Origin of the sequence: Alkaliphilus hydrothermalis (assembly GCF_016908555.1) — a bacterium.
Lineage (GTDB): Bacteria > Bacillota > Clostridia > Peptostreptococcales > Natronincolaceae > Alkaliphilus > Alkaliphilus hydrothermalis.
Genome location: NZ_JAFBEE010000016.1, coordinates 14,630 through 30,066 on the forward strand (window position 1 = coordinate 14,630; position 15,437 = coordinate 30,066).

Annotated in this window: 12 protein-coding genes; 10 read left to right on the plus strand and 2 right to left on the minus strand. The window is 35.8% G+C overall.

Features of this window, described 5'->3' with window-relative positions; all coding sequences use genetic code 11:
• Nucleotides 1-10: 10 nt before the first annotated feature.
• The 6 genes from JOC73_RS11060 to JOC73_RS11085 all read left to right on the plus strand — a co-directional run bounded on the left by JOC73_RS11060 (nt 11) and on the right by JOC73_RS11085 (nt 9,943).
• The gene (locus JOC73_RS11060) at nt 11-523 is read left to right on the plus strand and encodes a flavodoxin family protein (RefSeq protein ID WP_204403170.1); all 513 of its coding nucleotides are present in this window, start codon (nt 11-13) and stop codon (nt 521-523) included.
• Nucleotides 524-884: 361 nt separating this feature from the next.
• Entirely contained in the window at nt 885-2,303 is a 1,419-nt protein-coding gene (locus tag JOC73_RS11065) for an aldehyde dehydrogenase (protein ID WP_243427950.1), read from the plus strand.
• Between the two features lie 145 nt (nt 2,304-2,448).
• Nucleotides 2,449-3,186, plus strand: a complete 738-nt coding sequence (locus JOC73_RS11070) for a sulfite exporter TauE/SafE family protein (RefSeq protein ID WP_204403172.1) — start codon at nt 2,449-2,451, stop codon at nt 3,184-3,186.
• A gap of 495 nt (nt 3,187-3,681) precedes the next feature.
• Nucleotides 3,682-5,328, plus strand: a complete 1,647-nt coding sequence (abc-f, locus tag JOC73_RS11075) for a ribosomal protection-like ABC-F family protein (protein ID WP_204403174.1) — start codon at nt 3,682-3,684, stop codon at nt 5,326-5,328.
• Between the two features lie 398 nt (nt 5,329-5,726).
• The gene (locus JOC73_RS11080) at nt 5,727-7,706 is read left to right on the plus strand and encodes a toprim domain-containing protein (RefSeq protein ID WP_204403176.1); all 1,980 of its coding nucleotides are present in this window, start codon (nt 5,727-5,729) and stop codon (nt 7,704-7,706) included.
• A gap of 23 nt (nt 7,707-7,729) precedes the next feature.
• Nucleotides 7,730-9,943 carry a DNA gyrase/topoisomerase IV subunit A gene (locus JOC73_RS11085; RefSeq protein ID WP_204403178.1) on the plus strand — a complete coding sequence of 738 codons (2,214 nt, stop codon included), beginning with the start codon at nt 7,730-7,732 and terminating at the stop codon, nt 9,941-9,943.
• 269 nt (nt 9,944-10,212) lie between these two features.
• Here JOC73_RS11085 and JOC73_RS11090 read toward each other — a convergent pair whose 3' ends face one another.
• The gene (locus JOC73_RS11090; protein ID WP_330613178.1) at nt 10,213-10,797 is read right to left on the minus strand and encodes a peroxiredoxin; all 585 of its coding nucleotides are present in this window, start codon (nt 10,795-10,797) and stop codon (nt 10,213-10,215) included.
• Between the two features lie 231 nt (nt 10,798-11,028).
• On the opposite strand from JOC73_RS11090, the gene msrA reads away from it, so the two are divergent.
• From msrA to JOC73_RS11105, 3 genes are all read left to right on the plus strand, one after another.
• On the plus strand, nt 11,029-11,505 hold the full coding sequence (msrA, locus tag JOC73_RS11095; RefSeq protein WP_204403181.1) for a peptide-methionine (S)-S-oxide reductase MsrA: 477 nt from the start codon (nt 11,029-11,031) through the stop codon (nt 11,503-11,505).
• Between the two features lie 235 nt (nt 11,506-11,740).
• Entirely contained in the window at nt 11,741-12,310 is a 570-nt protein-coding gene (locus JOC73_RS11100) for a hypothetical protein (protein WP_204403183.1), read from the plus strand.
• A gap of 118 nt (nt 12,311-12,428) precedes the next feature.
• Nucleotides 12,429-13,874, plus strand: coding sequence for a DEAD/DEAH box helicase (locus tag JOC73_RS11105; RefSeq protein ID WP_204403184.1), 1,446 nt, complete (start codon nt 12,429-12,431; stop codon nt 13,872-13,874).
• A gap of 147 nt (nt 13,875-14,021) precedes the next feature.
• Here the strand turns inward: JOC73_RS11105 and corA are convergent, their stop codons facing one another.
• Nucleotides 14,022-14,978 carry a magnesium/cobalt transporter CorA gene (gene corA / locus JOC73_RS11110; protein WP_204403186.1) on the minus strand — a complete coding sequence of 319 codons (957 nt, stop codon included), beginning with the start codon at nt 14,976-14,978 and terminating at the stop codon, nt 14,022-14,024.
• A 173-nt stretch (nt 14,979-15,151) separates the two neighbouring features.
• Between corA and JOC73_RS11115 the strand changes: the two genes are divergently transcribed.
• Nucleotides 15,152-15,427, plus strand: a complete 276-nt coding sequence (locus JOC73_RS11115) for an ATP-binding cassette domain-containing protein (RefSeq protein ID WP_204403188.1) — start codon at nt 15,152-15,154, stop codon at nt 15,425-15,427.
• Nucleotides 15,428-15,437 lie beyond the last annotated feature (10 nt).

Sequence of the window (15,437 nt, forward strand, 5' to 3'; positions counted from 1 at the left end):
CAAAAATAGAATGGGGTATGGAGATATAAAAAAGCTAGTTGCCTACTATTCATATGAGGGAAATACAAAGCTGATGGCTGAGGTTATGGCTGAGGAAATTGGGGCTGACTTGCTGAGACTAAAACCAAAGAAGGAAATACAAACGAAAGGGTTTTCTAAATACTTGTGGGGCGGTAGTCAAATTATTATGAATAGAAGACCTGAATTAGAACCATTTGAGGTGAATCCGTCAGAGTATGACCTAATTATTATTGGCACCCCTGTCTGGGCTTGGACTTATGCACCTCCCGTAGGCAGCCTATTCAAAATGGTTGATTTTAATGATCACTCAATGGGGATTTTTAGCTGCCACGGAGGACAAAATGGAAAAACCCTAGTTCATATGAAGAAGGCTTTACAAGGGAATCATATCATTGGAGAAATTGATTTCTTTGAACCCCTATCAAATAATCAAGCTGTGGCAGTGGAGAAGGCTCAGCAATGGGCTAGGGAGCTGTTGGATAAAGTAGTGGGTAAAAAATAAGCAATATATAAAGCAAATAAAAAATACCAAGGTGATGACCTATTGAATCAATATGGTTATCAACGTCAATAAGCTGAATTGATATCTAGGATCAGTTTTCAAAGGACAATTTGTCCCTTATGAGAGGGAGAGTTGTCCTTGTTTTTGATTTTGCAGTATTTTTAATAAAATGTTAAGATTTTTTATTGTTGGGAATGGGTAGTTATAAAAGGATTAGCAAGGATGAATAAATAATAGATTAAATAATAGATTAAATTATAGATTAATTAATAGATTATAGAATAAATAAAGGTTAGTTAAATGGAATCAAATAGAATATAAGAGGAAGGCTAAAATTAAGAAGTGACAGGGAGGTTGTAAAATGCAGGATGTTATGCAGGATACCATGAAGGATCAAATTCAGTTGACCTTCAATAAAAAACGAGAATTTTTTGATGGGGGGCATACAAAAAGCTATGACTTTAGAATTACCCAATTAAAAAAGCTACGCAAGATGATTGAGACCCATGAGGATGATATAATAGAAGCTCTATATCATGATCTCCACAAACCTGTATTTGAAGCCTATACAGCTGAAATAGGTGTGATGTACGAAGAAATAAATCATGCCATCAAAAACTTAAAAAAATGGATGAAACCCCAAAGAGCAGCATCACCATTGGTATTTCAACCTTCAAAAAGTCGTACCTATTCAGAACCCTTAGGGGTAGTCCTCATCATTGGCCCTTGGAATTATCCCTTCCAGCTTTTGATTGCTCCTTTAGTAGGGGCAATTGCTGCTGGAAATTGTGCCATCATCAAGCCCTCAGACCAGACAAGGCACACCTCAAATCTAGTGAAAAAACTGATGGAGGAAACCTTTCCAGAAGAGTACATCAGTGTAGTGCAAGGACCGGGGGCAATGATTGGGCCAATGCTGATAGAAGCCCTGAGGTTTGACCATATCTTCTTTACAGGAAGTCCAGCAGTGGGTAGTAAAATTGCAGAAATGGCAGCAAGGCATCTGAGCCCTGTTACCCTAGAACTAGGTGGAAAAAGTCCTGTGATTGTTACGGAAGATGCTAAAATCGACGTAGCAGCCAAAAGGCTTACTTGGGCAAAATACTTTAATACTGGTCAAACCTGTGTATGTCCCGATTATTTAATTGTTCATGAAGATGTAAAGGATGAATTTATCGATAGAATGAAGCACTATATTAGGGAATTCTTTGGGGAAGATCCTTCAAAGAGTGATAGCTACGGTAGAATCGTCAACGAAAAAAGATTTAATATTTTATCCAGCTATCTTAAAGAAGGGGAAGGAAATATCATTGTAGGGGGAAGATCAAATAAAGATGAACTCTATATCGAACCCACTATAATTGATCATGTCACCTTTGAGCATCAGATCATGCAGGAGGAAATTTTTGGACCCATTTTACCTGTTCTAACCTATAGGGAGCTAAGGGAAGTAGTGGAAATGGTGAGGGAAAATCGTTATCCACTGGCGTTGTATCTTTATACAGAAAACAAAAGAACAGAGGAATATATCATTAGCAACATCGAATTTGGTGGTGGCTGTATCAACAACGGAATGGTACACGTTGCCAATACCCATCTACCCTTTGGTGGAGTGGGGAACAGTGGAATGGGAATGTATCATGGGAAATACAGTTTTGACTTGTTTTCCCATAAGAAAAGTATCATCAATACCAAGACCTTCCTAGATCCTTCCCTAAGATATGCCCCCTATAACAATAAAAAATTAAAGCTAGCAAAGAAGTATTTTGGTAAAAAGTAAAAACAAAAGGACATTGTTTACGAAGTAGTTAAAATAGATTATAATAAACTGGGAAGATTGTTTCGGATGTAGAAATATCAATTGGAATCCTCTCGAAACGAGGGGATTTACAATGTTCTTCACTAATGAAAAATGGAGGATTAAAATGGATAATTTATTTTTACAAATTCTTTTAGGATTTATTATTATCTTTATCTCAGCAATGACCCAAGGAATCACCAGTTTTGGTTTTTCTTTAGTATCGCTGCCTTTACTGGGGATCTTTTTACCATTAAAGATTGTTGTACCTGTGTTGGTAATCTACAGTCTTGTTCTTAACACCATGATTTTATATCATATAAAAGACCATATTGATATCAAGAAAATCGCTATACTAGTAACGGCAGGATTAATTGGTACACCCTTTGGAGCATATCTATTAAAGGTAACTGACGAAACTGTGTTAAAAATATTTGTGGGAGTACTCCTTACTTTTACAGCAATCATTAACTATTATGGAATCAAGATAAAGGTTAAGAATGAAAAACTATCCTTTATCCCAGTGGGTCTTGTCAGTGGATTATTAAATGGTAGTGTCTCCCTAGGTGGACCGCCAGTAGTGCTTTTCTTGACGAACCAATCAGTAGAAAAAATGAAGTTTAGAGCAAATCTAACTTCGTATTTCTGGATATTAAATATTATCACCGTTCCTACTTATTTCTTTGGGGGATTAATCACAAAGGATGTAGTCACCTATACGGCATACCTTTTCCCAGGGTTAATCATTGGAACATTAACGGGGATTAAGTTAGGAAATAAGGTGGATGAAGAGTTGTTTAGGAAGCTTACTTTGGTATTGATTATGGTTATGGGGATTTTATCTATTTATTCAGCCATGAGCTAGGATGAGAGGAAATATATTCTAAAATACTTTGCTGAAATAATAATAAATATGATATTATAGGATAAAGGTGATTGTAAAAAAATGCAAATCATGAAAGGGCAAGGTAAAGACAAAATGAAGTTATAATTCACTTTAACAGTTTATTAAAATGAAAAATTCATGAAAGCTATCAAGTTAGGCTTTTTTGTCATGCGTTTTATTAGATGGAAGTGGATAGTGCTTTAGATTGTCGACAGCTTGTTCATATGGAAGATTAATAGTTTATCAATATAATTCTTCAGTCTTAAATACAGATTTCGGGATTGAATCCCAGTAGTGCTGATCTAGTTAGTATTAGGAATCTAGTATTTATATCAGTGGTTTTCACAACACTGTCCCACGGGTCATTTATTGGACCGACTAACTGAGATAAGAAATTATATAATGATTATAATTACAATCAACCATAGAATATCCTTAGACACTATCCCTCCATATTCATAAGGAGGGTTTTTTATGCTATTAATAGAAGCAAATCATATAAAGAAATATTTTGGTGATCGATTAGTACTGGATGTGGAGAATCTAAAAATTTATGCTACAGACCGAATTGGTATTGTTGGAGCAAATGGGGTAGGCAAGACAACTTTAATGAAGATCCTATGCCAAAAAATCAGCCCCGACGAAGGCGTTGTAAAACTCTACAGCCCCTATACCTATATTACTCAGCTACAGGAGCCAGAGGTTAAAATCATTAGTGATGAATTGGCCTCAAAGTTTGGTATTTCAAATATTTGGAAAGACAGCATGAGTGGGGGAGAGAAAACTAGATTTAAATTAGCAGTTGTTTTCCAACAGGAAAGTCCATTGATTCTAGCAGATGAACCCACCAGCAACCTAGATATGGAGGGAATTGGATTACTGGGAAAAAAATTTGAAGAATTCAGAGGGGGATTAGTCCTCATATCCCACGACCGACATTTATTAAATACCCTATGTAATAAAATCCTAGAGGTAAAGGATGGGAAAATAAAAATATACAACGGTAACTATGAAGACTATCTGATACAAGTCAGAGAAGAACAGGAAAGGGCAGAGTTTGAGTACACCCAATATGTTAATGAAAAGAAGCGTTTGGAGGAGGTTATTTCTGAGAAAAAAGACCAAGCAAAGAAAATGAGGAAGATCCCAAAGAGAATGGGAAATTCTGAGGCGAGACTTCATAAAATGGGGAATCAAGGTGCAAAGGCAAATCTTGAAAAGCAGACTAAAAGTATTCAGTCAAGAATCGAACGTTTGGAGGTGAAAGAAAAGCCAAAGGAAGAGTCAATCATCAAGCTGGACATACAGGATTCCCAAAAAATTCACAGCAAAATCTTAATCTCAGGAGAAAACATCCACAAAGCCTTTGATAGTAAAGTAATCTTTAAAAAGGCGGAATTTGCAATAACTAATGGAAGTAAAGTTGCATTGATTGGTCCAAATGGATGTGGTAAAAGTACCCTCATCAAGATGATTATGGAGGGAAAAGCACCAATCAGAAGGGCAAAGGGGGCTAAAATTGGTTATTTTAGTCAGGAGATAAATAATCTCAACTATGATGCTAGTATTCTTGAAAATGTCATGGAAACCAGTATATATAATGAAACCTTTGTGAGGATCTTACTGGATAGGCTACTTTTTACAAAGGATGATCTCCATAAAAAAATCAATGTCCTCAGTGGTGGAGAACGGGTAAAGGTCTCTTTTGTGAAAATCCTGTTACAGGATATCAATCTCCTAATACTAGATGAACCCACCAACTACATGGATATTAAATCCCTAGAAGTCATGGAGGAAGCCCTAAAGGAATATGATAGGACTCTCTTATTTGTCTCCCACGATAGAAAGCTAGTGGAAACTGTGGCGGATCACATTATGACCATAGAGGAAAAGAAGATAAAGATTTTTAAAGGAAGCTATGAAGAGTATCTTGATAAAAAAAAGAATCCTCCAAATCAAGAGACAAAGGAAATTGAAGAACAAATATTTGTTTTGGAGACTCGACTTACAGAACTAATTGGTAGATTGTCTGCCCCCTCAAAGACAGATAATACAACCCTCTTGGATGAAGAATACCATAAAACATTAAAGGAGCTAAAGCGTATGAGGGCCTGCCTTTAACAAAAACTTACAATATAATTTATAGGAATGGAGATCATGCATAAAATACCGCATTTTTCATTCCTTTTTATATGTGAATAATTACAAATCGAATCCTACGAAATTATTAGATAAAATTACTAATAATTGGGTGAGTGGTTTGCAGAAAAACACTAAATCTGCTATAGTATATATTTATTATAAGTAATGGGTTAAATCATAACTCAAGATGTAGCTCAAAACTTAAAACTGTGTCAGATACAGTGAAATAAGTACCAAAAATAATGGAGTAGAAGGAAAAAAGTCTCTAATGTCAAATAACTAAAGGGATAGAGGTGTATCTATAGGCTGGAAAGATCACTCTTAAATATGTTATTATATGAATTAATTAGTGTATAAAAAAGAAATGAGGGCTAGAGATGACTATAGAAAAGCAACATAATTATGGAAATGATAGTCTTTCCACACTAGAAGAAAAAGACAAAGTAAGACTTCGACCAGGGGTAATATTCGGAAGCGATGGTATTGAAGGGTGTCGTCATACCCTTGTGGAAATAGTAGCAAATGCCAGAGACGAAGCCCAAGAGGGTTTTGGTAATTTGATAGAAGTCTTTAGATATAAAGATCACTCCATAGAAGTAAGGGACAAAGGACGTGGGATCCCATTAGAATATAATCAAAAGGAACAAAAATACAACTGGGAAATTGTATTCATGATCCTTTATGGTGGTGGAAAATACAACAACAACTCCGGTAGCAATTATCAATACAGTATCGGATTAAACGGTCTAGGGACCGCTGCCACTCAGTTTGCCTCCGAATACATGGACGTAGAGGTTTATCGAGATGGACATAAATATGAATTACGCTTTGAAAAGGGTGAAAATGTAGGTGGACTAATAAGTGAAAGGTGTGAATATGAGCACACCGGAAGTATGATTAAATGGAAGCCTGACCTAGAGGTATTTAATGATATAGATATTCCCTTAACCTTCTTTCAAGATACCTTGAAAAGACAGGCAATCGTAAATAAAGGAATCACCTTTAAATTGTACGATGAAGAAACCGACGAGACCTTCGTATATTATTATGAAGACGGAATAATAGATTACGTAAAAGAAGTCAGTGGAGAAAAAGCCCTGACGGAGCCCCAATACTTTGAATTGGAAACGAAGGGTAGGGATCGGGAGGATAAGGAGGAGTACAAGCTTAAAATCCAAGTAGCCTTTGCTTTCAATAATGAAAACACAATACTGGAGTATTACCATAACTCCTCCTATCTAGAATACGGAGGCTCGCCAGATAAAGCGGTGGATAGTGCCTTTTCATCAACCCTCCATAGCTTTATTAAGGATAAGAATAAATACAATAAAAATGAGAAACGGGTAACCTTCACTGATATTCGAGATAGCTTGATTTTAGTGACCAACACCTACTCCACCATTACCAGCTATGAAAATCAAACCAAAAAGGCAATTACTAATAAATTTATTCAAGAGGCAATGACCTCCTTCCTAAAGGAAAAGCTAGAAATTTACTTTATAGAAAACCAATCGGAACTAGATCGAATCATCGACCAAGTCTTGATTAATAAAAGAAGTCGAGAAAAGGCAGAGCTGACTAGAATCGATCTTAAGAAGAAACTCAGTAAGGGTGTAGACAACTTCACCAATAAAGTAAAGAAGTTTGTAGATTGTAGATCAAAGGATGTAAGTCGTCGAGAGCTATTTATCGTAGAGGGAGACTCAGCTTTAGGCTCTACGAAAATGGGTAGAGATGCAGAGTTTCAAGCCATCATCCCAGTTCGTGGAAAACCCTTAAACTGTCTAAAGTCTGACTATGCTAAAATTTTTAAGAATGATATTATCGTAGATTTATTAAAGGTACTGGGCTGTGGAGTAGAAATAAAAAGTAAACACAATGACTTAAGTTTCTTTGATATAGAAAAACTGAATTGGAATAAAGTCATCATCTGTACCGATGCCGATGTGGATGGATTCCAGATCAGAACCTTGATTTTGACGATGCTATATGTGTTGACTCCGACTCTAATCGAAAAGGGGTACGTATATATTGCTGAATCACCTTTATATGAGATTACCGATAGTAAGGACAACTCCTACTTTGCATACTCGGATACAGAAAAAAATAAAATACTAAAGAAATTAAAAGGAAATTACAAGATTCAACGATCAAAGGGATTAGGGGAGAATGAGCCTGAAATGATGTGGCAAACCACCATGAATCCTGAGACAAGACGATTAATCAAGGTGACTCCGACAGAGGCTCAAGCAACTAAAGATGCCTTTGAATTGTTCCTTGGGGACAACCTAGCAGGAAGAAAAGAGTTTATAGCAGAATTCGGGTATAAATATATAGAAGAGTCAGATGTCGTTTAAAAACCAAAAGGGGTGATCAACCAATGGAATCTAATTTAACCCATCTAAATGTCATAGAAACCCTAGAAAAGAATTACATGCCCTATTCTATGAGCGTTATTATTTCGAGGGCATTGCCAGAGATTGATGGATTAAAACCCTCCCATCGAAAGCTACTCTATACCATGTTTAAAATGGGATTATTAAAAGGGGCAAAGACAAAATCCGCCAACATCGTTGGACAGACAATGAAGCTGAACCCCCACGGAGATGCCGCCATCTATGAAACAATGGTGCGACTTACTAGGGGGAACGAAGCATTACTTCATCCCTTAATTGATAGTAAAGGAAACTTTGGTAAGAACTATTCAAAGGAAATGGCTTATGCGGCTCCCAGATACACAGAGGCAAAGCTGGAGACCATCTGTGAGGAATTTTTTAAGGATATTAATAAAAATACAGTGGACTTTGTTCCAAACTATGATAATACAGTACAGGAGCCAAAACTACTCCCTACTACCTTCCCAAATATTTTAGTCAATCCGAATATGGGGATCGCAGTAGGGATGGCAAGTTCTATTTGTAGCTTCAACCTCCAAGAAGTCTGCCAAGCAACGATAGAATTCTTAAAGGATGTAGAAGTGGATATTACCCAATATCTAAAGGCGCCAGACTTCCCATCGGGGGGGCAACTGATCCTCAATAAAAATGAACTTAAGCAAATTTATGAAACAGGTAGGGGAACTGTCTATCTCAGAGGAAAATATAATTACGATAAGTCCAATAATTGTATCGACATCTACGAAATCCCCTATACCACCACCACAGAGGCAATTATTGAAAAAATTATTGAGTTAGTTAAGGGTGGCAAGATTAAAGATGTTAGTGATATACGAGATGAAACCGATAAGGAAGGTCTGAAGATTACTTTGGACTTAAAGCGAAATACTGACCCAGAGCATCTGATGAATCGCTTGTACAAACTTACTCCATTACAGGACACTTTTAGTTGCAATTTTAATATTCTTATTAACGGTAAACCAAGGGTCCTAGGGGTAAAAGAAATCATCAAGGAATGGACCATTTTTAGAATTGATTGCATTAAGCGACAACTGGCATTTGATATTCAGCAGAAAAATGAGCGCCTACACCTATTAAAGGGTTTAGAAAAAATACTACTAGATATTGACAAGGCAGTAAAAATCGTTAAGGATACTAAAAAGGATAAAGAGGTTGTACCGAACCTAATGAAGGGCTTTGAAGTGGACGAGCTTCAGGCGGAATTCATTGCAGATATTAAATTAAGAAACTTCAACCAAGAATATATTCTTAATAAAACGAAGGATATCACTGCCCTAGAGAAGGAAATCAAAAAGCTAGAGGACACCCTACAAAGTGAGGGCAAGATTAATAAGGTCATCATTAAAGAATTACAAGAAGTGTCCAAGAAATATGGAACGCCAAGGAAAACAGAGATTGTCTTAGAAAAGCATGTAGAAGTCATTACAGAAGAATTACTAATAGAAGATTACAACGTAAAAATTTTCCTAACCAATGAACAGTATCTGAAGAAAATCTCCATAGCCTCTTTACAGGCCTCCATCAGAAGTAATAACTATGAACATAAGCTAAAGGATAATGACTTTATCATACAAGAACTGGATAGTACCAATAAGTCGGATTTATTGTTGTTCTCAGATAAATATATCGTCTACAAGGTGAGGAGCTATGAGCTGGAGGATAAGAAAACCAGTAGCTTAGGGGACTATTTAAGAAATCTACTGTCTATGGATGAGGAGGAAAATATCATCTATATGACCACCACAGAGGATTATAGCGGAGAGATGATCTTCTGCTATGAAAATGGAAAATGTGCCAAGATTCCAATGGAGAGTTATCAGACTAAAACCAAGAGAAAGCAGTTGGCAAACGCCTATTCTAGTTCTTCAAAGTTGGTTTATCTTGAACATATTCAAGAAGACAAGGATCTGGTGGCAATCAGTAGTATCAATAAGGTTCTGATTTTCAATACAGAGGAAATTCCACCAAAGACAACTAGGAGTTCCAATGGAGTGCAGGTACTTAAATCTAAAAAAGGCAGTACCCTAACAACAATAAAGAATCTTGATGAAGTCATTTTCAAAAATGAAGATTATTATAGGGGCAAAATTCCCGCCATAGGAACTTTCCTCAAAAAGGAAGATCATATTGAAAAGCCCTATGAAAATTTGAGTTTGTTTGATGAAAATAATGAGTAATTGAACGTAAATGCGACTTTAATGAGTTCAATAGGAAAAGTAAAAGTAGACGAGTCTAAACCAGTAATAGGATTTATTAATATGATTTACATCAATCGATAGAGGACTAAGTTAAATCTCAAAAAATACATAGGACTGACTAAGTGAGAAGGTTAATGATTTTCTTTTTTTCTCCCATAGGTCAGTCCTTTTCTATACTATTTTCTACCTGCCATCACTATTATTTTTTAGAATCTTTTTTTTGTATACTTTTGTCAATACACAAAATATTAATACTTACCCACATACTCCCAACCAGTAGGAATACCAGGATTACCAGGTTCCCAACCAGCAGGGACTCCAAGACCTGTTTCACGGTGATACTGTAATCCTTGAATAATTCTAAGAATCTCATCTATATTTCTACCTACCGGTTGAGGATTAAGAATAGACCACTGGACCTTTCCTTGAGGGTCAACAATGAAGGCTCCCCTGTAGGCAAAACCATCCTTTTTATTTAAGATACCATACTTATTACTGATCTCCATATTCCGATCCGAGAGAACAGGGTAATTGACCAATTGGCCAGAGGGGGAAGTCTGCAGGAAAATTTTATGACTGTAGATACTATCGGTACTGATGGCTAGAACTTCTGCATTGAGGTCTTTAAACTGACTCATCTTTTCAGCAACTGCTGCCAGTTCCGTAGGTCAAACAAAGGTAAAGTTACTACCATAAAAGAATAGAACCACCCATTTTCCTAAATAGTCCCTCAGATTAACGGTAATTGGCTGATTCTCATATACTCCCTCCAATGTAAAGGGGGGTGCAGTTTCACCGGGATGGATATATCGGTAGTTAGGTTGTTGCATCATTTTGCTATAGCAATAGGCATGATAGTAATCTCTATAGTTCACTTGATTTCACTCCTTGTATTCAGGGTAAAGGTAAGTACATACCTTGATATATAATATGTTTAAGGAGGTAATGTCGTAACAAAGATAAAGGAAATTAAATATGTGCAAAAAAAAACAACAATACCTATTGAAATATTTTTATATAAGGGTATTATAAAAGTAAGATTAAAAGACAGGAGGAGATTAAACATGAAGGAAATCGTATTAGCTGGAGGCTGTTTTTGGGGTGTGGAGGCCTACATTTCAAGAAAAAATGGTATTTTAGAAACTGAGGTTGGATATGCAAATGGTCACGTAGAAAATCCTACATATCAAGATGTTTGTGGAAAAGGGACTGGCCACGCAGAGGTTTGCCGTGTGAAATATGATGAATCAGTGGTGAGCCTTGAGGAAGTATTATCTTACTTCTGGAAGATTATTGACCCCACTATAGTAGATCGCCAAGGTCCAGATATCGGTAATCAATACAGAACAGGAATTTATTATACAGATGAAACAGACTTAGAGACAATCTTAAAAACAAAAGAAGAAGAACAAAAGAAGTATTCAAAAGAGATTGTTACGGAAGTTGAGCCTCTAAAAACCTACTTCCCAGCGGAAGAATATCATCAAAAGTACCTAGAAAAGAATCCAAATGGCTACTGTCATATTGATTTAAGTTTGTAATTTTGTTTTTTTATATTCGTAATATTAAAATAACATAATAGATAAACTCCTTAAAAGAAAAGAATCCGACTACCCTTGGCCAGATTCTTTTTCTTATTGGATGTTTTATCGATTTCTAAAGTGAATCATAAAATGAGAAGTAGAATAATGATAGATTAGGCGGCATAGGGTAATAATAATTTTAATTAATTCAGTAGCAAAAAATACATAGAATGATTGATGGGGGACCGTGTGAATGAGGAAAAGAAGATATTTTGAATACCTTTATAAATTCGAAGAAGAGAGTAAAAAATATCTAATAGAAGTATCCCTTGATGACTATAATGATGTGTATGATGATTGGGATCCCTCGCCATTCAAAAAGAGGGATATTGAGGATGAGTTTAATGATTTTGTACTGAATTCCACAGAAGATATACCTTTGAACTTGAAAATCGCAATCGTACTGTATTTACCTACACAAATTAAGGATACAAAAAAAGAAATAGCTCTAATCTCCGCCTACCAAAACTATTACGAATATGGTTTGGCAAGGTTAGAAAAAGAAATTACTAATCTTCATAAGAAGATAGCTTCATACTTTATCCTATCTATTTTGTTCCTAAGTATTGGCTACTTTTTTGGAGGGGCAGATTCTAATGTATTGCTGAAGGTCTTCCATGAAGGGATCCTCATAGGGGGATGGGTGTTTCTATGGGAATTTTTCACCAGTATTTTTATACTAAGACGGGAACTTCAAGAAAAATTCAAGTTGTTTAAAAGATTGTATGAATCGGAAATAAGGTTTATATATAAGGAAGTGTAGCAGAAGAATGGAGGAAAGAAAAAGATTTGGTGGATGCTGTGACGGATGATATAATGGCATGTAGAGAACTGGGGAATATTTCTGGAAAAGATATATACATAAGAAAAGAGATGATTAAATGACAAAATCAAGCTTTAATGATTTTAAATTAAGTGAAGACATATTAAAGGCAATTGATCTGTTGAATTTTAAAACACCAACAAAGGTACAGGAAGAAGTAATACCTGCTATATTAGAGGAAAAGGATATAATCGTGAAATCCCAAACTGGAAGTGGTAAGACTGGAGCCTTTGCGATCCCTATTTGTGAATTAGTGGAGTGGGAAGAAAACAAGCCTCAAGCATTGGTAATGGTACCTACTAGAGAATTGGCCATCCAAGTTAAAGAAGACGTATTCAATATCGGTAGATTTAAAAGAATTAAAGTAGCTGCAGTATACGGAAAATCACCCTTCCGTATACAAGCAAAGGAGCTTAAGCAAAAAACTCATGTGGTCGTTGGGACTCCTGGGCGATTGATAGATCATATCCAAAGGGAGACACTTGACTTATCTCAAATAAAGTACTTAGTAATAGATGAAGCAGATGAAATGCTTAATATGGGATTCATTGAAGATATTGAGACAATTATTAATAGTCTCCCAAAGAATCGTGTAACCATGCTATTATCAGCCACCATGCCAAAGGATATAGAGTCCTTATGCAATCAGTATCTGAAGGAGCCAAGATACGTAGAAATAGAAGATGAAAATCCAGTAGTTGATCGAATCCATCAAGAGCGATATGAAGTAGAAGCAGATGAAAAACCAAAACTACTACGGGATATAACCATAGTAGAAAACCCTGATAGTTGTATTATATTTTGTAATACAAAGCAACAGGTGGATGATGTATACGATGAACTGATTAATCGCCAATACACTTGTGAAAAAATTCATGGTGGAATGGAACAAGAGGATCGGCTAAGGGTGATGAAGGATTTCAAACAAGGATATTACCGTTATTTGGTGGCGACTGATGTGGCCGCTAGAGGGATAGATATTGACAGTATCTCTTTGGTAATAAACTATGATATACCACAGGATAGTGAAAGCTATGTCCATAGAATCGGCAGAACAGGTCGAATCAGTAAGGAAGGTAGAGCAATTACTTTTATGACGAAATATGAAAAGAAGTATTTAAGGGAAATACAACGGTATATCGGAAAAGAAATTCCTTTAAAAGAAAGACCAGATATAGATACCATCAAGGAATCAAAAGAAGAATTTAAGGAAAAAATAGCCACTAGACCAGAGATCAAAGAAGCAAAAGGGGCTCATCTAAATAAAGAAATTATGAAGCTCCATATTAATGCAGGGAAGAAGACAAAGATGAGACCAGTAGACATCGTGGGTACCCTTTGTAATATTGAAGGGATCACAAAGGATGATATCGGTATTATCAATGTACTGGATGTATCAACTTTTGTTGAAATATTAAACGACAAAGGTGAATTAGCATTGAGGGAACTGCAAAATATGAATATAAAAGGCAGACCGAGGAAGGTAAGTAAAGCAGAAGCGTAATAAAAATAACTTATCTCAATGTAAAAGCCAGCACCCAGTCGTATTTTTGAATACGATTTCGAGGTGGCTGGCTTTTCTTATTTTCAACCTAATGTATTGTTTTGATGGGCAATGTAGAGAGGTATTGACTGTTTAAGTATTGGTTTACTAATCAATATCAAGCCACCCTTTTCGTTTGAACCAATAGAGCATGACTACAGCGATTAAACCCATAAACCCTATAGAAACGAAATAACTATATTTCCATTCTAACTCAGGCATATGCTTAAAATTCATTCCATAGATCCCTGCAATAAAGGTAAGGGGAATGAAAATAGAAGTAATCACAGTAAGGACCATCATTATCGAATTCATTCGATTGGCATTGAGGGCCAGATAGCTATCCCTTAAATCCGCCGTAATATCTAGATTTGAATCCAACATATCAGATAATTTCAGAAGGTGGTCATGGATGTCACTAAAATAAATATTTTGGACTTTAAAGTCTGTCAAATGGCTAGAGTTTAGAATCCGATAGAGTAAATCCTTCATGGAGTTGATGGTACGTCGCAGTCTCATTAAATCTCCGCGGATTTCAAAAACCCTTTGCATTAGATTATTAGAGGAGTATTTACCCCCAGTTTCTTCTAGTTCATCCACCAGATCCTCCATATGATAAATAACAGGAAAATAATTATCAACGATCTTGTCCATAATTAAATAAGCGATCTGTACTGGACCTCTACTATGAAATTCAGCAGTCTTGATAAAGCTTTCCCATACATTATCTATTTCAGGCAATTTGCCGTTGTGGAAGGATACAGCATAGTTTGAAGAAATAAATAAATCTACCTCCACCAGCTCCAGTGTAATGGTATTCATGGCTAAGGTTACGAAGAAATTGTAGGAATCATAATATTCTAGCTTTGGACGTTGGAGAAAGTGAAGACAGTCCTCGATGGCTAAAGGATGAAAATGAAAGTGCTTCTCTAGTATACTGACCTCCTCCTGTGAAGGAGATTGAAAGTCCATCCAATACCAAAGTATATTATTATCTTTTAATTTTGGTAGAGGTAAGTTCATTAATAATTGGTAATCTTTTGTTATTGCAACAGTACGAATCAATATATTTCCCTCCAAGGACAAGCAAGTTTTATTACTTTACTATGGGTTTTAATAATATTAGTTATATTGTAAGTTTGCCCTAAAGACATAAGTGTATTTAGTATAGACATAAAAAGTGAAGAAAATTGGTGAAACTAGCATGATACATACTAAAATAACACAAAAAACAAATAATGGAACTAGCCATTTTTAGAAGAAATCAACTAGGGTTTATATTCCAAGATTTTAATCTATTGGACACATTATCGGTTAAAGAAAACATCATACTGCCATTAGTATTAGAAGGAAGAAAAAATAATGAAATAGAGGATAGATTAAAGGAAATTGCTCAAATCCTAAACATAGAAGAAATATTGGAAAAAAGAACCTATGAGATTTCTGGGGGACAACAGCAGAGGACAGCCTGCGGTAGGGCATTAATCAATCAGCCTGTAATGGGGTCAGTCTAGTAGCAAAGGC